At 70.2% G+C, this 15,781-nt stretch carries 17 protein-coding genes; 12 read left to right on the forward strand and 5 right to left on the reverse strand.

Features of this window, described 5'->3' with window-relative positions; genetic code table 11:
* The first annotated feature begins 45 nt into the window (after nt 1-45).
* From F9C11_RS32450 to F9C11_RS32460, 3 genes are read left to right on the forward strand one after another with little or no spacing between them, the layout of a single operon-like run.
* A complete protein-coding gene (locus F9C11_RS32450; protein ID WP_409181166.1) occupies nt 46-1,839 on the forward strand; it encodes a thiamine pyrophosphate-requiring protein in 1,794 nt (597 codons plus the stop codon).
* Complete coding sequence (locus F9C11_RS32455; protein ID WP_409181167.1) at nt 1,836-2,945, forward strand: enolase C-terminal domain-like protein; 1,110 nt, start codon at nt 1,836-1,838, stop codon at nt 2,943-2,945. The genes F9C11_RS32450 and F9C11_RS32455 overlap by 4 nt, the downstream gene beginning before the upstream one ends.
* Nucleotides 2,945-5,896 carry an FAD-binding and (Fe-S)-binding domain-containing protein gene (locus F9C11_RS32460; protein WP_409181168.1) on the forward strand — a complete coding sequence of 984 codons (2,952 nt, stop codon included), beginning with the start codon at nt 2,945-2,947 and terminating at the stop codon, nt 5,894-5,896. Before F9C11_RS32455 ends, F9C11_RS32460 begins: the two co-directional genes overlap by 1 nt.
* A gap of 127 nt (nt 5,897-6,023) precedes the next feature.
* On the opposite strand, the gene F9C11_RS32465 is transcribed toward F9C11_RS32460, so the two are convergent.
* Together F9C11_RS32465 and F9C11_RS32470 are read right to left on the reverse strand one after the other, a co-directional pair.
* The gene (locus tag F9C11_RS32465) at nt 6,024-6,881 is read right to left on the reverse strand and encodes an SDR family oxidoreductase (protein ID WP_409181169.1); all 858 of its coding nucleotides are present in this window, start codon (nt 6,879-6,881) and stop codon (nt 6,024-6,026) included.
* 177 nt (nt 6,882-7,058) lie between these two features.
* The gene (locus tag F9C11_RS32470; RefSeq protein WP_409181170.1) at nt 7,059-7,478 is read right to left on the reverse strand and encodes a CBS domain-containing protein; all 420 of its coding nucleotides are present in this window, start codon (nt 7,476-7,478) and stop codon (nt 7,059-7,061) included.
* Nucleotides 7,479-7,594: 116 nt separating this feature from the next.
* On the opposite strand from F9C11_RS32470, the gene F9C11_RS32475 reads away from it, so the two are divergent.
* The 8 genes from F9C11_RS32475 to F9C11_RS32510 all read left to right on the forward strand — a co-directional run bounded on the left by F9C11_RS32475 (nt 7,595) and on the right by F9C11_RS32510 (nt 13,676).
* Nucleotides 7,595-8,158 (forward strand): hypothetical protein, encoded by a 564-nt coding sequence (locus F9C11_RS32475; protein WP_409181171.1) that lies wholly within the window; start codon nt 7,595-7,597, stop codon nt 8,156-8,158.
* Between the two features lie 53 nt (nt 8,159-8,211).
* A complete protein-coding gene (locus tag F9C11_RS32480) occupies nt 8,212-8,640 on the forward strand; it encodes a phage holin family protein (protein WP_409181172.1) in 429 nt (142 codons plus the stop codon).
* The gene (locus F9C11_RS32485; RefSeq protein WP_409181173.1) at nt 8,621-8,941 is read left to right on the forward strand and encodes a DUF3618 domain-containing protein; all 321 of its coding nucleotides are present in this window, start codon (nt 8,621-8,623) and stop codon (nt 8,939-8,941) included. The genes F9C11_RS32480 and F9C11_RS32485 overlap by 20 nt, the downstream gene beginning before the upstream one ends.
* Nucleotides 8,935-9,213 carry a DUF3040 domain-containing protein gene (locus F9C11_RS32490; RefSeq protein WP_409181174.1) on the forward strand — a complete coding sequence of 93 codons (279 nt, stop codon included), beginning with the start codon at nt 8,935-8,937 and terminating at the stop codon, nt 9,211-9,213. The genes F9C11_RS32485 and F9C11_RS32490 overlap by 7 nt, the downstream gene beginning before the upstream one ends.
* A gap of 77 nt (nt 9,214-9,290) precedes the next feature.
* Nucleotides 9,291-11,081 carry an APC family permease gene (locus tag F9C11_RS32495; RefSeq protein WP_409181175.1) on the forward strand — a complete coding sequence of 597 codons (1,791 nt, stop codon included), beginning with the start codon at nt 9,291-9,293 and terminating at the stop codon, nt 11,079-11,081.
* A 199-nt stretch (nt 11,082-11,280) separates the two neighbouring features.
* Nucleotides 11,281-12,423, forward strand: a complete 1,143-nt coding sequence (locus tag F9C11_RS32500) for a hypothetical protein (protein ID WP_409181176.1) — start codon at nt 11,281-11,283, stop codon at nt 12,421-12,423.
* A 283-nt stretch (nt 12,424-12,706) separates the two neighbouring features.
* On the forward strand, nt 12,707-12,973 hold the full coding sequence (locus tag F9C11_RS32505; RefSeq protein WP_409181177.1) for a hypothetical protein: 267 nt from the start codon (nt 12,707-12,709) through the stop codon (nt 12,971-12,973).
* A 325-nt stretch (nt 12,974-13,298) separates the two neighbouring features.
* Nucleotides 13,299-13,676, forward strand: coding sequence for a hypothetical protein (locus tag F9C11_RS32510; protein ID WP_409181178.1), 378 nt, complete (start codon nt 13,299-13,301; stop codon nt 13,674-13,676).
* 9 nt (nt 13,677-13,685) lie between these two features.
* Here F9C11_RS32510 and F9C11_RS32515 read toward each other — a convergent pair whose 3' ends face one another.
* Nucleotides 13,686-14,096 carry a hypothetical protein gene (locus F9C11_RS32515; RefSeq protein ID WP_409187022.1) on the reverse strand — a complete coding sequence of 137 codons (411 nt, stop codon included), beginning with the start codon at nt 14,094-14,096 and terminating at the stop codon, nt 13,686-13,688.
* Nucleotides 14,097-14,345: 249 nt separating this feature from the next.
* Between F9C11_RS32515 and F9C11_RS32520 the strand changes: the two genes are divergently transcribed.
* The gene (locus F9C11_RS32520) at nt 14,346-14,783 is read left to right on the forward strand and encodes a hypothetical protein (RefSeq protein ID WP_409181179.1); all 438 of its coding nucleotides are present in this window, start codon (nt 14,346-14,348) and stop codon (nt 14,781-14,783) included.
* An 18-nt stretch (nt 14,784-14,801) separates the two neighbouring features.
* Here F9C11_RS32520 and F9C11_RS32525 read toward each other — a convergent pair whose 3' ends face one another.
* Together F9C11_RS32525 and F9C11_RS32530 are read right to left on the reverse strand one after the other, a co-directional pair.
* The gene (locus F9C11_RS32525) at nt 14,802-15,443 is read right to left on the reverse strand and encodes a TetR/AcrR family transcriptional regulator (protein ID WP_409181180.1); all 642 of its coding nucleotides are present in this window, start codon (nt 15,441-15,443) and stop codon (nt 14,802-14,804) included.
* Between the two features lie 73 nt (nt 15,444-15,516).
* On the reverse strand, nt 15,517-15,726 hold the full coding sequence (locus F9C11_RS32530; RefSeq protein ID WP_409181181.1) for a hypothetical protein: 210 nt from the start codon (nt 15,724-15,726) through the stop codon (nt 15,517-15,519).
* Nucleotides 15,727-15,781 lie beyond the last annotated feature (55 nt).

Raw genomic sequence — 15,781 nt, forward strand, 5'->3', positions numbered from 1 at the left:
CCTCCGGGTAGCCGGGGAAGACCCAACGCACGGGAGGGACTTGTCATGACCGAAACCGTCGGCGATTACGTGCTTTCGCGGCTGCGTGACTGGGGCGTGGAGCAGGTGTTCGCATACCCCGGCGACGGGATCAACGGTCTCGTCGCCTCCTTCGGCAAAGCGGACAACCAGCCGCGCTTCGTCCAGGCCCGGCACGAGGAGATGGCCGCCTTCTCCGCGGTCGGCTACGCGAAGTTCAGCGGGGCCGTCGGCGTGTGCATGGCGACATCCGGGCCGGGCGCGATCCACCTGCTGAACGGGCTTTACGACGCGAAACTCGACCACGTGCCGGTGGTCGCGATCGTCGGGCAGACCGCGCGGACCGCGATGGGCGGCAGCTACCAGCAGGAGGTCGAGCTGCAGACGCTGTACCGGGACGTCGCGAACGAGTACTGCATCGAGGTGAACGTCGCCGAGCAGCTGCCCAACGCGCTCGACCGCGCGTTCCGGGTCGCGCAGGCGTCGCGCACGCCGACCGCGCTGATCATCCCGGCGGACCTGCAGGAGGAGCCGTACGAGCCGCCGCAGCACGCATTCAAGCAGATGCCGTCCAGCCCGCCGGGGACCGCGTGGCCGAATCCGGTGCCGCCCGAACCCGCCCTCAGCGAAGCGGCCGACGTGCTCAACGCCGGGGAGAAGGTCGCGATCCTGGTCGGGCAAGGCGCGCGCGGCGCGGTCGACGAGGTGCGCCAGGCAGCCGACCTCACCGGGGCCGGAGTGGCGAAAGCCTTGCTGGGCAAGGACGTCCTCCCGGACGACCTGCCGTACGTGACCGGCGCGATCGGGCTGCTGGGCACCCGGCCGAGCTACGAGATGATGCGCGACTGCGACACGCTGCTGATCGTCGGCTCCAACTTCCCCTACAGCCAGTTCCTGCCGGAATACGGCCAGGCCCGCGCGGTGCAGATCGACCTCGACGGCCGGTTCATCGGCATGCGCTACCCCACCGAGGTCAACCTGGTCGGCGACGCCGCGGCGACCCTGCGCGCGCTGCTGCCGAAGCTCAACCGGAACGAAAACCGGTCGTGGCGCGAGAAAATCGAGAAGAACGTCGCCGACTGGTGGACCACGATGGACCAGCAGGCCGAGGTCGGCGCGAAACCGGTCAACCCGATGCGGATCGTGCACGAGCTGTCGAAGCAGATCCCGGGCAACGCGATGGTCACCGCCGATTCCGGTTCGTCGACCAACTGGTACGCGCGCAATCTCCGGATCCGCGAAGGCATCCGCAGCACGCTGTCCGGCACGCTCGCGACGATGGGCCCCGGCGTGCCTTACGCGATCGGGGCCAAGTTCGCGCATCCCGACCGGCCGGCGATCGCGCTGGTCGGCGACGGCGCGATGCAGATGAACGGCATGGCCGAGCTGATCACCATCGCCCGCTACCACGGGTTGTGGACGGATCCGCGGTGCATTGTCTGCGTGTTCCACAACAACGACCTCAACCAGGTCACCTGGGAGCTGCGCGCGATGGGCGGCGCGCCGAAGTTCGAGGAATCGCAGTCGCTGCCGGACGTCGATTACGCCGGATTCGCCCGCAGCATCGGGCTCGAAGGCGTGAACGTCGACGATCCGGGCGACCTCGCTGCGGCCTGGCGGACCGCGTTCGCCGCGGACCGGCCGGCCGTGCTCGACGTGCGCTGCGACGCAGAGGTCCCGCCGATTCCGCCGCACGCGACGTTCGAGCAGATGAAATCGGTGGCCGAGTCCGTGCTCAAGGGCGATCCGGAAGCGTTCCACCTGATGTTCCAAGGCGCGAAGACGAAGCTGCAGGAATTCCTGCCCGGACGGTCGCGGTGACCGTCGCCGCCCCGCACATCGAACGGATCGACGCGCGCGCCTACCGGGTGCCCACTCCTTCGCCGGAGGCCGACGGCACGCTCTCCTGGGACTCCACCACGCTCGTCGTGGCCAGGGTGCGGGCCGGCGGCGCCGACGGGCTCGGCTGGACGTACGCCGACTTCTCCGGTGTCCCGCTCATCGAGGGCAAACTGGCCTCGGCGGTCGTCGGCATGCCGGTGCTGGACCCGCCCGCGTGCTGGACCGCGATGCAGCACGCGATCCGGAACCTCGGCCGCGCTGGATTGGTCTCTTGTGCACTGTCCGCTGTGGACATCGCGATCTGGGACGCTGCCGCGCGGCTGCTCGACCTTCCGCTGAGCCGCTTGCTCGGCCGGGTGCACGAAGAGGTCGACGTGTACGGCAGCGGCGGGTTCACCTCGCAGGACGACGACGAACTGGCCGCACAGCTCGACCACTGGGTCCGCGAACAGCGCATTCCGCGGGTGAAGATCAAGATCGGCGAGTCGTGGGGATCCGCGGTCGCCCGCGACATCGGCCGGGTCCGGCTCGCCCGCGAGACGATCGGGGACGACGCCGCGTTGTACGTCGACGCGAACGGCGGCTATTCGATCGGCCGGGCCCGCCGGATCGCGGACACGTTGCGGGAGTTCGGCGTGACGTGGTTCGAGGAGCCGGTGTCCAGCGACGATTTGCCCGGGCTCGCGCAGCTGCGCACGCCGGACGGACCGGACATCGCGGCTGGCGAATACGGCTACGACCTGCCCTATTTCGCCCGGATGCTGCCCGCGGTGGACTGTCTCCAGGTCGACGTGACGCGCTGCGGCGGCTACACGGAATGGCGACGCGTCGCCGCCTTGGCCGCCGCCGCGAATCGCGACGTTTCCGCGCACTGCGCGCCGAATCTGTCCGCGCACGCGGCCGCGGCGACCCCGAACTTCCGGCACCTCGAATGGTTCGCCGACCACGACCGGATCGAACAGGAGCTGTTCTACGGCGGTCTCGACCCGAGCGGCGGCCGGGTCTCCCCGTCGATGTCCGCCGCCGGGCACGGGCTGCGCCTGCACGCGGACGCGGCCGCCGAATACGCGGTCAAGGAGGGCTGATGAGCACTGCCGAACTCCCCCATCCCGTCGTCCGCCCGCCGGAACCCGCCGAAATCGACACCGAGGCCCTCGCCGCCGCCCTGCGCGAGCGGGTCGAGGGCGAGGTCCGCTTCGACGACGGCAGCCGCGCCGCCTACTCCACCGACGCGTCCAATTTCCGCCAGGTTCCCCTCGGCGTCGTGCTCCCGCGTTCCCCGGACGACGCCGTCGAAGCGTTGGCGGTGGCTCGGGAGTTCGGCGCGCCGGTGCTCTCGCGCGGCGGCGGAACGAGTCTCGCCGGACAGTGCACCAACACCGCGGTCGTGCTCGACTGGTCCAAATACTGCTCCGAGCTGGAATCCGTCGACGCCGAGCGCCGCACCTGCGTGGTGCAGCCGGGCATCGTGCTGGACGACCTCAACCGGCAGCTCGCCGACACCGGACTCCGCTTCGGCCCGGAGCCCGCCACGCACATGAACTGCACGCTCGGCGGCATGATCGGCAACAACTCGTGCGGCGCGACCGCCCAGCGCACCGGCAAGGTCGTGGACAACATCGCGGCGCTGGAAGTGCTGCTGGCGGACGGAACCCGGTTCTGGTGCGGCAAAACGAGCGACGCCGAATACGCCGAGATCGAGCACCACGGCGACCGGCGCGCGGCGATTTACCGGCAGCTGCGCCGGTTGCGCGACGAGTACGCCGACGAGATCCGCCGCCGTTTTCCGGACATCCCGCGCCGGGTGTCGGGCTACAACCTCGATTCGCTGCTCCCCGAACACGGCTTCGACGTCGCCGGGTTGCTCGTCGGCAGCGAATCGACGCTGGTCACCGTCCTGCGCGCGGAGCTGAAGCTGGTGCCGGTGCTGCCGGAGCGCGCGATGGTCGTGCTGGGCTATCCGGACATCGGGACCGCCGCCGACGCGGTGCCGGACATCCTGCCGCACGAACCGATCGCGCTCGAAGGCGTCGACCACCGGCTGCTTTACGACGAGCGGTTGAAGCACCTCAACGAAAAAGCCCGCGAGGAACTGCCGCGCGGCCGGGCGTTCCTGATGGTCCAGTTCGGCGCGCAGACACGGGAAGAAGCCGACAAACAGGCGCGCGGGCTGCTCGACTCGATCGAGGGCGCCGAGGTCGCGTTTCTCGACGATCCGGCCAAGGAGGCCGAACTCTGGCAGGTCCGGGAGGCCGGGCTCGGCGCGACCGCGCACGTCCCCGGCGAGCGGGACACCTTCGAGGGCTGGGAGGATTCCGCGGTAGCGCCGGAAAAACTCGGCGACTACCTTCGCCGGCTCGACGCGCTGTACGCGGAATTCGGCTACGCCGACGAAACCGGGCCGAGCCTGTACGGCCACTTCGGACAGGGCTGCGTGCACACGCGGATCCCGTTCGACCTGTACACCGCGTCCGGCGTCGCGACCTACCGGCGGTTCATGGAACGGGCCGCCGACCTGGTCGCGGAGTTCGGCGGCTCGTTCTCCGGCGAGCACGGCGACGGGCAGAGCCGCGGCGAACTGCTGCCGCGCATGTTCGGCACCGATCTGGTCACCGCTTTCGGCCAGCTGAAGGCGATCTTCGACCCGGCCGACCGGATGAATCCGGGCAAGGTCGTCGCGCCGTACTCGCTGGACGAAAACCTGCGGCTCGGCGGCTCGTGGTCCCCCGCCGAGCCGCAGGATCTCTACTTCCGCTTCCCGAACGACGGCGGCTCGTTCTCCCAGGCGGCCAACCGGTGCGTCGGCGTCGGCCGCTGCCGTCAGTCCACTCCGGAAAGCGGCGACGTGATGTGCCCGTCGTACCAGGTCACCCGCGAGGAGGAACATTCCACGCGCGGCCGCGCCCGGCTGCTGTTCGAGATGCTCAACGGGCACGGCGACGGCCCGATCTCCGACGGCTGGCGCTCCGCCGAGGTCCGCGAGGCGCTCGACCTGTGCCTTTCCTGCAAGGGCTGCAAATCCGACTGTCCGGCCGATGTGGACATGGCCACCTACAAGGCGGAGTTCCTTGCCCACCACTACGAAGGCCGCCCCTGGAAACGGCCGCGGTCGGACTTCAGCATGGGCTGGCTTCCGCTGATCGCCCGGCTGGTCGCGAAAACCCATACCGCCCGGCTTGTGAACCTGCTGGGCAAAACCCGCCTCGCCACGCGCGCTGCCGGGGTCGAAGACCGCGAAATCCCCCGCTTCGCCCCGAAAACCCTGCCGCGCTGGTTCGCCCGGCGGCAACCCACCGGTACCGGCGCACGCGGCACTGTGCTGTTGTGGCCGGACACTTTCACGTCCTACTTCCACCCGCACGTCGCCGAAGCCGCCGTGCGGGTCCTCGAGGACGCGGGCTGGCGCGTGACGCTGCCGGAGCCGTCCGGGTGCTGCGGTCTGACCTGGATTTCGACCGGCCAGCTCGGCGTCGCGAAGCGAGTGCTGACGCGCACCGTGCGCACGTTGGCGCCGCATCTCCGAGCCGGTGGCCTGGTCCTCGGGCTGGAACCGAGCTGCACCGCGGTCTTCCGCTCCGACGTGGCGGAGCTGTTCCCCGGCGACCAGGACGTCCGGCGGCTGCGGGACCAGACCGTCACCCTCGCGGAACTGCTCACCCGGCACTCCCCCGGCTACCGGCCGCCGCGGATTCCCGGGCACGCGCTGGCTCAAGTGCACTGCCACCAGCACGCGGTGCTGGGCTGGGACGCGGACAAGGAACTGCTGCAGGCGGCCGGAGTGGACGTCGAACGGCTCGATTCGGGATGCTGCGGCCTCGCCGGGAACTTCGGCTTCGAACGAGGACACCTCGAAGTCAGCAAGGCGTGCGCGGAACGGGTGCTGCTGCCCCGAGTGCGCCAAGCGGACCGGCGGACAGCGGTGCTGGCGGACGGCTTCAGCTGCCGGACCCAGCTGCACGAACTGGACAACGGCGGCCGGGAAGGCATCCATCTCGCCGAACTGCTGGCCGCCGGTCTCGACTCGCCGGACCGGTGAAGGCCCGACTGGCGGATTCTTCGCTGACCTGCGACCGGACCCCGGTCGTCGGCGCAATCCCCGAGGTGCGAAGGGCTCCTTGAAGGAACTGGTTCCTCCCAGGAGCCCTTCCCGGACCGAACCCCGGTTACCCGCCCGGCACGGTCTCGCCGCCCAGCGCGGCCAGCACCTCGCCGCTGTAGTACGACGACAGCCGGTTCGAAGCCAGGAACACGTACGACGGCGCGAGATCGTCCGGATGCGCGGCCCGTTCGAGCGGCACCTGCAACCCGAACTTCTCCACCTTCTCCGGCGGGAACGTCGACGGGATGAGCGGTGTCCACACTGGACCCGGCGCGACGCAGTTCACCCGGATCCCGCGGTCGGCCAGCGCCTGCGCCATCGAGTACGTCCAAGCGTGGATCGCGCCCTTCGTCGCCGAGTAGTCGATGAGGCTCTTGTTGCCGCGCAAGCCGTTCACCGAACCGGTGTTGATGATGACGTCGCCGTCGCCCAGATGCGGCAGCGCGGCGGCGGTCACCCGGAAGTAGCTGTGCAGGTTCACGTCGAACGTGTGCATCCACTGCTCTTCGGTCAGGTCTTCGGGGCTGTCGACCGGCCATTGCGTCGCCGCGTTGTTGACCAGGATGTCGAGTCCGTCCAGTTCGGACAGAGTGCTCTCGACGATGTCCCGGCACTGTTTCGCCTCGGCGAGATCGCCCGGAAGCAGCACGCATTCGCGGCCCTCGGCACGCACGCGATCAGCGGTGTATTCAGCGTCTTCGTGCTCGTTGAGGTAGGAGATCGCGACGTCCGCGCCCTCTTTCGCGAAGGCGATCGCGACCGCGCGGCCGATGCCGGAATCCCCGCCGGTGATCAGCGCGCGCTGTCCGGCGAGCAGGCCGCGGCCCTCGTAGTCGGTCATCGAATCGCGCGGCCGCGGGTCCATGTCCGCGGTGGTGCCCGGCGGATCCTGCTGCTGCGGCGGTCGGATGCGGTCTGCCACGGAGTCCTCCCCGGAAAAGTCGGTTCTGTTCCGTTCCGGCTACCCGCTGCGCCGCGGTTCAATCACGGGAAAGGCCGCGTGACCGTCCCCCTGCGACAGTCACGCGGCCGCCAGCCCCTGGCCCGCACTGCGTTGCCCGGCGGGTACCCAGGCACGCTCAAGGCAAACCCGCGAGGCTCAGTAATCGTGCGACAGCGCCTCCACCAGCACGCCGGTGTCCGGATTGGGCAGTGCGCGGGCGACGTCCGCCTGCGCGACGACGCCCACCAGGTCGTGGCCGTCGATCACCGGCAGCCGGCGCACCCGGTGCTGGGACATGGTCTGCAGGATTTCGGTGACGTCGTCGTCCGCGCCGATCGTCACCGCTTCCCCTTGCGCCAGCTCGCCCGCGTGCACGGCGCGCGGGTCCTTGCCCTCGGCGATCACCTTCACCACGATGTCGCGGTCGGTCAGCATTCCCTTGAGCCGGTTGTCCTCGCCGCACACCGGCAGCGCACCCAGCTGTTCGCTCGCCATCTTCCGTGCGGCGTCGTTCACGGTCTCCGACTCGCGTACGCAGACAGCGTTCGGAGTCATCAGGTCGCGGGCAGTGGTCATGAGATCGTCTCCTTCCTCCGATCACTCCCCGGCTACCCACGTTCGCCGCGGTTACGCCTCCGAGCCGTTTCTCCTTCCCGCGCCCGGGTAACCGGAAGCTCGTGGAAGGAGCCGACATGCCCGAACCGTTCCCGTCCGACCCGGTCCGCGCGGAAGGCCCGCCGGTGGTCACGGCAGGCCGGACCGGCGCGCCCCGGCTGGTCGTGCTCGACCCGGCCGGCCTCGCCAAACACGACGGCCTGCCCGCCACCTGGCGGCCGCTCGCCGAGGACCACGAGATCCTCTGGTACCGGATCCCGGTCGAGGGGGCGTGGCGCGAGAGCGCGGAGGCCCTTGCCGCGCCGCAGCGCAGCGACCTCGTCACGAGCGGCCCGCTCGCCGCCGACGCCCTGCGGCTGGCCGCCGAACATGCCGGGTCGGTGCGGTCCGTCCTGCTCGTCGATCCGGCCGCCGAGGGCGTGACCAGTCCCGGTGACGCCGCGGTCGCCGACGAAGCCTGGCTGGCCCGGCACGACGCCGAGATCGCCGCCCTGCGCGAGTCCGGCGTCGAAGTCGAAGTGCTCGCGCACAGTGCCGACGACCCGGACGACCAGGTGCCGAGCCCGCTGCCGCTGGGCCACGACTGGGTGGTCGGCGCGCTCCGGGAAACCCTCGCCAAGCGGGAATCAGCCGGGCGCTGACCGGTTTCGCCGTCCGCGAGCCGGGTACGCCTCGAACAGGAAGGGAGGAAGCCGTGCTGGAGGAAATGAACCGGACGCCCGCGCGCGAGAAGTCCACCGCGGACCTCGCCGCCGACCTGACCGCTTCCGTCAAGCGCCTGCTCCAAGACGAATTCCGCTTGGCCATGGCCGAACTTCAGACGAAGGGCAAGCGTTTCGGCATCGGAGCCGGGCTCGTCGGCTTCGCCGGTGTTCTGGCGCTGCTCGGCGGCGCGACGCTGATCGCCGCGGCCGTGCTCGCCCTCGCGCTGGTGCTTCCGGGGTGGCTCTCCGCGCTGATCATCGGGGGCGCGCTGCTGCTGATGGCGGGGCTCGCCGCGCTGGTCGGCGGCAAGGAAGCGCGCCGCGCCGGGCCGGTGGTGCCGGAGGAATCCGTCGAAAGGGTCCGCGAGGACGTCGAGACGATCAAGCACGGGGGCAGTGATGACCGAACGCAAGGTTGAGCAGGCCCGGGCGGACCGGGACGTCACCCGCGAGGAACTGGCCGAAACGCTGGACGCGCTTTCGCAGAAGCTGGACGTCCGCGGCCGAGCCGGCGAAAAGGTCGACGCGACCATAGACCGGGCTGCCGAGCAGGTCGAGAAGACCATCTCGGCACCGGCCGCGGAGAAGGTCCGCGCGGGCGCGCAGGCGGTGCGGAGCAATCCGCTCCCGCTGTTCGCGGCGGTCTTCGGCGGGGTGCTCGTGCTCCGTTTCCTGCTTCGTCGCCGGCACGCGCACCGGAAGCAGGGTGAGGCATGCTGACCGACCGGGAACAGCGTGCACTCAAGGAAATCGAACGCGGTTTGTCCGCCACGGATCCGCGGCTCAGCGCGAAGCTGGCCCGCGGATCCGGGCGTCCGCGCCGGCGCCGCTCCGCGCTGGAGGTGCTGGCGATCTTCACCAGCGTGGTGCTCGTCGCGACCGGAGCGTTCGACACGCGGCCGGGCATGGTCGTGGCCGGGGTAGTCGGGCTCGCGGTGCTTCTGGGCGGGCCGTTCGCGGTGCGCCACTGGAAAGCCGGGTCGTCGAGGTGACCCGCGTTCGCTAGATCACTGTCAGGAAAGCGTCAACGGCCATCCTGCCAGCGCGGTCCGGAGGTCAGCCTGAGCGGGTGACCGCAACTTTGTCCCGCCCGGAAACGCCGCGAGCCGCCGACCGGCACCGGCTGTCCGTCGTCGGCGGCCTCGCCGCGCTGTCCCTCGACGCGATGGCGTCGGTCGCCTACGGACCCGAGGCGATCGTGGTGGTCCTGGCCGTCGCCGGCGGGACCGGACTCGGCTTCACGCTGCCCGTCACGCTCGCGATCGCCGTTCTGCTCGCTGTGTTGACGCTGTCGTATCGGCAGGTCATCGCCGCGTTCCCGGACGGCGGCGGGGCCTACGGCGTCAGCCGCGCCCACCTCGGCCGCCGCGCTTCGCTGGTGGCCGCGGCCTCGCTGATCGTCGACTACGTGCTGAACGTCGCGGTGTCGGCGGCCGCCGGGGTCGCCGCGTTGACCTCGGCGTTTCCCTCGCTGCTGCCCTCTCAGCTGTGTCTCTGCCTCGGCGTGCTCGCGCTGATCACCGGCATCAACCTCCGCGGCATCGCCGAGAGCGCGCGGGCGTTCATCGTGCCGACCGCGGTGTTCGTCGGCTCGATTCTCACCGTCGTCGTGGTCGGCCTCTTCCGCGACGCTCCGGCGGCGACGGTCGCGAGCGGCTCCCTCCAGAACCTCCAAACGGTCGGAATCCTGTTGCTGCTCAAGGCTTTCGCCAACGGCTGCGCAGCGCTGACCGGGGTCGAAGCGATCGCCAACGCCGTCCCGTCGTTCCGCAAACCGCGCGTACGCCGGGCGCAGCGCGCGGAGGTCGCGCTCGGCGGCTTGCTCGCGGTGATGCTGCTCGGAATCGCCGTGCTGATCGGGAAGTTCTCGATCCACCCGGTCGACGGCGTGACCGTGCTGTCGCAGGTGACCGCCGCGTCGCTCGGGAACGGTTTCGGTTACTACGCAGTGCAATTCTCCACCGTCGTCTTGCTGGCGCTGGCCGCGAACACGTCCTTCGGCGGGCTCCCAGTGCTGGCCCAATTGCTCGCGAAACACAACAACCTGCCGCACGTTTTCGCCCTGCGCGCCGAACGCCAGGTGTACCGCTACGGCGTCGGTTTCCTCGCGCTCGCTTCGGCATCGCTGCTGCTCCTCGCGAATGGCGACATGAACACGCTGGTGCCGCTGTTCGCGATCGGAGTGTTCGTCGGATTCACCTTGTCGCAAACCGGAATGGTGCGGCATTGGTTCCGGGCCCGCCCGCGCGGCTGGCGGAGGAAAGCCGCGCTCAACGGGTTCGGCGCACTGCTCACCGGACTCGCCGCGATCGTCGTCGCCGCGACGAAATTCGCCGAAGGCGGCTGGCTGATCGTGGTCGCGCTGCCGCTGCTCGTGCTGCTGATGGAATGGGTCCACCGCAGCTACCGCCGGATCGGCGATCGCCTCGAACTCGGGCGCGTCCCGTCTCCGCCGCAGCCCGACCGGTCGCTGGTGGTCGTCCCGGTCCACACGGTGTCCCGGCTGACCCGCGACGCGCTCGCCGCCGCGCTCTCGCTCGGCGATCACGTCGAGGCCGTCCACGTGACGCACCCCGAGGAAGAAGCGTCAGCGCGCGAGTTCGTCGAAGCGTGGGAGCGCTGGCATCCGGAGGTCGCGCTGGTCCAGCTGCACGACGAGCGCCGCCGCCTCGGCGAGCCGATCGTGGAGCATCTTCGCCGGCACGACGGCTGCCGTGTCTTCGTGCTCGTCGCCGAGGTCGAGCCGGAACACGTCTGGCAGCGCGTGCTGCAGAACCGCCGCGGCGCGGTGCTGGCCCGGGCGCTGCGCCGCCGTTCCGACGCGGTGGTCTGCCGGATGCGGTTCCGGATCGGGGCTTAGCGGCCGCTTTCCCCGAATGCCCGTCTCCGCGGTGCCGCCGGAGAAGTGCCCGATAGTACTTTCGGCCGATGTCCGCAGGGCGAAAACCCGCCGAAAGGCGTGGGCCATCCCGGGGTTCTTTTCCCCGGCCCGGTTTCCGCGCCCAAGATCGTCTTAGGGTGGCGGTACTTGGCGATCTTGAAACCGGAACGAGGGGCCCATGCGAAAACGGACCAGGATTCTCGGCAGAACGCTCGCCGCGGCGGGCACCCTCGCGGCGCTGACGGTGGCCACGGCCGTCCCGGCGACCGCGGCGCCGCAGGCGGCCGAGCCGACGTCGGTCGACCAGGACATCGCGCAGCTGTACCAGGACGTCGAAGACCTCTACAACGGGCTGCCCGCGAACGCGCTGCGCGGCGTCGACCCGCTGTTCGATTCGCCGGTCAAGCGGCCGGGCCAGCAGGCGCACGCCGCGCAGGGCCCGATTCCGGGCTGCACCGAGGGATCGCTGCTGACGTACGCGAACAAGCTCGCGTCCACGCTGACCCCGACCGAGGGCAAGGCGCTCAGCGCGCTGAGCGCGATCGGCCAGCTCTACACCCAGGCCGTCGCCAGCGACAAGACCCCGCAGGTCTTCGGCACCGACGGCCAGTACACGCCGCGCGCCGGCGCGACGATCGACAAGCTGCGCGGGTTCTGGGACATCGAGAGCTGGAACATCCAGCTGGTCGCCTGGAAGGGCACCGATCTGGGCAGCCAGGAACGCACGACCCAGACGTTCAAGCTCGGCCTCGACCCGAAGCGGGCCGCCGAAGCGGGCGCGCTCGCGACCAAGGTGCTGTACGAGGTCCCGGCCCTGCAGGGCGGCCGCCACCCGCTGCTGACCCTGAACGCGTACTCCGCTCCGGCCGACAGCCTCGGCGGCAAGCGCATCATGCTCGGCGACGGCCTGCTCGACGTGGTCAACCACCTCGGCTTCGACGACGTGTCGGTGGAAGCGGTCGTCGGCCACGAATACGGCCACCAGGTCGACTTCGCGCACAACAACTACCCGCGCAACGAATCCGGCGAAATGGGCCCGGACGCCTACGGCGGCTACTTCGTAGCGCACGCCAAGGGCGAGGCGTGGAACGCCCGCATCCAGCAGGAGGTCACCTACCTCGACGCCTCCATCGGCGACTGCTACCACAGCCACGGCACCCCCGACCAGCGCAAGGCCGCCGGCGCGTGGGGCGAGAAGCAGGCCGTGAACCAGAACAACCCGAACCGGATCATCCCGTCCGCGAAGATGATCGAGAAGTTCCAGAAGGAATACCCGAAGCTGATGCCGCCCGCGACGGCGGCACTGGCCGCGGCACACTGATTTTCCGCGCGGGGCCCCGCTTTCCTTCGGGAGGCGGGGCCCTTTCGCGTGCTTCAGGGGCGAACGCGCCCCTTCACTGCGGCTTCTCGACCTGGCATCCGCGCCTTTCCGCGGACGGGCACACCGCTGGCTTTCAGGACGCGGCACCGGTTAATTCACTTCGGTTCTGCCCTCGCCGCCCGATAACTTGCCCCGCATGGAGTTCGCGGTCGCCGAGGACGAGGTGTAGTTTTCCGTTTTCGACGTCCTCCCGCAAACCGAGGAGGCGTCGGGCGACGACTTCGTGCGCGAGGTCAGGATTCCCCTCTCCGGCGCCGAGGAACTCCACCTCACCTGGGACGTGGTCCAGCACAGCGTCCGCATCCGGTACCGGCGGGAGTCGGACCTCGTGGTCGACGTCTTCCGCGAACGAGTCACCGTGCTCACGATCGAGCGCCACGAAACCGGCCCCGTCGTCGCGGTGGAGTACCGCGCCGAAGGCTGCAGCGGCCGGGCGCGCGTGCGAACTCGACCGGCCTTCGCCCTGACGGACGTCCTCCTTCAGACCTGAGCGCGCCGTCGCGTTAGAGCCTCTCACTTCTCCTATTGACGTTCACCAGCGCCTCACTATAGTGTTTTATTATAGTTAATAGCATTAACAATGCGAGGAGAACGCTCGTGCTCCCGACCATCTCGCCGCGCCCTCGCCTCCGGACCGCCCTGCTCGCGATCCCGCTGGCTGTCGCGGGCACGCTCGCCGCGGCCCCGCTCAAGCCGCCGGACTGGCCTCGCTGACCTGTCAAGGCAAAGGCGTCGACCAGTCCGCGAAAGCCCGGCATCGGGCGGAAATCCTGATCCACGCACCGCTGCGCCGAATCTGGAACCTTCAGACCGATGTGGAAGCCTGGACATCCTGGCAGAAACCCGCCGCGCCGATGACCGTGCGCTGGCTGGATCCGGGTCCGCTGCGCAGGCATTCGCGGTTCGAGGCGACCGTCCACGTGCCCACGACTCCCCCGAGCACAGTCGTCATCAGCTCCACCGTCAGGCAATTCCAACGCGGCGAATGCCTCAGCTGGACCGGCCCGGCGGACAGCGCCGGCTACCACATCGACGGCGCCCACGTCTGGACCTTCCGCCCGTCCCGCGACGGCGTCCTCGTCCGCACCGAGGAAAGCCACTCGGGCCCGCAAGCCGACCCGGCTTCCGACATGGGCCTGGAAACCTGGCTCTCCGACCTCAAAACCGCCGCCGAAACCGGCCCCCGCGGCTAGGGCAGCCCGTCAGGCGGACCCGAACCGCAGCACCGCCGCGTCGTACTGGGCGCGGGCGAACCGGAACGGCCCGAACCCGCGATAGTCCCGTTCCGGCCGGTGCGGCTGTCCGAACGAATCCCAGACCACCTCGTCCCCGGTCACGGTGACGCGCGCCAGCAGCGGCCAGCAGCCCCAATCCCCGCACGCGCAGGCGAGCAGCGTGGTTTTGCCGTCCTCCGCGCCGAGACCGTGGAAGTGCTCGGCCATCGTGCCGCGGAAATACGCGGGGATCAGGCCGCCGTAAGCCTCGCCTGCCGGGGACATTCCGGCGGCGAGTTCGAACCGGTCGACCAGGTCGGCGAGCGCGACGTCGTCGACGTAGGGCATGACGACCGGACCGCCCAGCTCGGAGGGCGGATGGAATTCGAACCGCAGCATGGCCACCACGCGGATTATCCCCGAGCCGCACGCCGGGTCTCCCCCGGACGGGTGTTGCCGAGCGAACGGGACGGAACCCGCCGGGCCCGGGGCGGCGGGCCGGTGACCGGCTTGCGCGGCGACAATCACCGTGCCCGCCCCGAAATCGCGCCTCGGCCCGCCGCCACCGGATCCCCGCCGCGCCCGGCGCACCGGGACGGAGTTCATTTATGCTTCGCCCAACCCTCGTCTTCCCGGCAGGTGGTCGCCATGTACGAAATCCCGCCCACGGCGGCCATGCAGCGCTGGTCGGTCTCGGTCGACGGCTCCCACGCCGTCTTCGCCTGTGCGCCGTGGCTCGAGGACCACACCGCGGACCGGGTGCTGCCGCGGCTGTGGCCGGGCCGCGGGCTGGGCGTCAGCGAGACCGACGCCTCCGGGTTCGCCGCCGCGATCGCCGAGACGATGAAGGCCCCGAACTACTGGATCGCCAGCCACGCCGCCCCGCGCGCCTGGCAGGACCAGCCGTGGTCCCCGGCCCGCCACGACCACGACGACGGCTTCGTCTACTTCGCCGGGCCATGCGGCGAGACCGGCCCCGCGGTCGGCTACCGCCCGGCCTACCACCTGCCGCTGGCCCTGCGAGACCTGCGCGGACTGCGAATCCGGCTGGCGTCCTACCTGCGCACCGCACGCGTCCCGACCTGACCCGCCGGTGCCGCACCCTCAGCGGAGATACGGAGCCAGTATCGCCCCGGTCATCCGGCGCGCCGTCGCCGTCGCGTGCGCGGGATCTCCTTCCGCCAGGCCGAGAAGCGGGTCCAAACCCGCGACGTGCGGAGCCAGCGCCAAGTGCGGCAAAACAAGCAGCAGCAACGACAACACGATCTCGACGTCGGTTTCCGCGCTCAGTTGGCCCGCCGCCACCGCCCGCTCGAACAGCGGGCGCAGCACTGCCAGATAGTGCCGGTTGACCGCCTCGCGCACCGGCGTGCGCGCGACCGGATCGGGTTCCAGGTTGGCCGCGGCGGTCATCGCGCGTTCGAGCGGGTGGTCGTAGAAATACCGCACCCACGCGTCGAGCAGCTGGTCGAGCGCGCCCGCGAAGTCGTCGTCCCACGGGAGCTTCGCGATTTCGGTCTCCATGGCCGCGCGGATCCGCGCGCTCGCCAGCTCGGCGAGGTGCACGTACATGTCGGCCTTGTCGGTGAAGTACTGGAAAAGGCTGCCTTTCGACACCCCGGCCTCGCGGCAGATCGTGTTGAGGCTGCCGCCGCTGAAACCGCGCGCGGCGAACTCCGCCTCCGCCGCCGCCAGCACGGCCGCCCGCCGCTGCTCCGGCAGCCGCTCCCACGTTCCCGTCGGCACCCCCGGCCTCCTCTTCTTGACTCTCCCCCGGCCTCGATCGTACTCATCTGACCGCCGGTCATATGACCAGTGGTCATATCGCTTCCGGGTCTGCGTCGTCGGCGCGGGATCGTCCGGGATCGCCGCCGTCAAGGTGCTCGCCGAGCGCGGCGTCGAGGTCGACTGCGGCGAACTGTCCGACCGGGTCGGCGGGAACTGACCGCAACGGGGCCTCCGCGGCCATGCGGGACGGGCTGACCTTGCCTTCGCTGCGCTGGCGGGGCGATGCCAGTGGTTTCCGCACTGGCCGCAGTCTCCGGGCCGCTGTTGCACCCGGCGAGCAAGCCGATGGTGGGCTC

It is taken from the genome of Amycolatopsis sp. VS8301801F10 (assembly GCF_046195355.1).
Lineage (GTDB): Bacteria > Actinomycetota > Actinomycetes > Mycobacteriales > Pseudonocardiaceae > Amycolatopsis.

Excerpts from the sequence above, each read along its gene's own strand:
- F9C11_RS32450 (WP_409181166.1), top strand. The coding sequence starts at position 46 with ATGACCGAAACCGTCGGCGATTACGTGCTTTCGCGGCTGCGTGACTGG.
- F9C11_RS32460 (WP_409181168.1), top strand. The coding sequence starts at position 2,945 with ATGAGCACTGCCGAACTCCCCCATCCCGTCGTCCGCCCGCCGGAACCC.
- F9C11_RS32470 (WP_409181170.1), bottom strand. The coding sequence starts at position 7,478 with ATGACCACTGCCCGCGACCTGATGACTCCGAACGCTGTCTGCGTACGC.
- F9C11_RS32475 (WP_409181171.1), top strand. The coding sequence starts at position 7,595 with ATGCCCGAACCGTTCCCGTCCGACCCGGTCCGCGCGGAAGGCCCGCCG.
- F9C11_RS32485 (WP_409181173.1), top strand. The coding sequence starts at position 8,621 with ATGACCGAACGCAAGGTTGAGCAGGCCCGGGCGGACCGGGACGTCACC.
- F9C11_RS32490 (WP_409181174.1), top strand. The coding sequence starts at position 8,935 with ATGCTGACCGACCGGGAACAGCGTGCACTCAAGGAAATCGAACGCGGT.
- F9C11_RS32500 (WP_409181176.1), top strand. The coding sequence starts at position 11,281 with ATGCGAAAACGGACCAGGATTCTCGGCAGAACGCTCGCCGCGGCGGGC.
- F9C11_RS32515 (WP_409187022.1), bottom strand. The coding sequence starts at position 14,096 with ATGCTGCGGTTCGAATTCCATCCGCCCTCCGAGCTGGGCGGTCCGGTC.
- F9C11_RS32520 (WP_409181179.1), top strand. The coding sequence starts at position 14,346 with ATGTACGAAATCCCGCCCACGGCGGCCATGCAGCGCTGGTCGGTCTCG.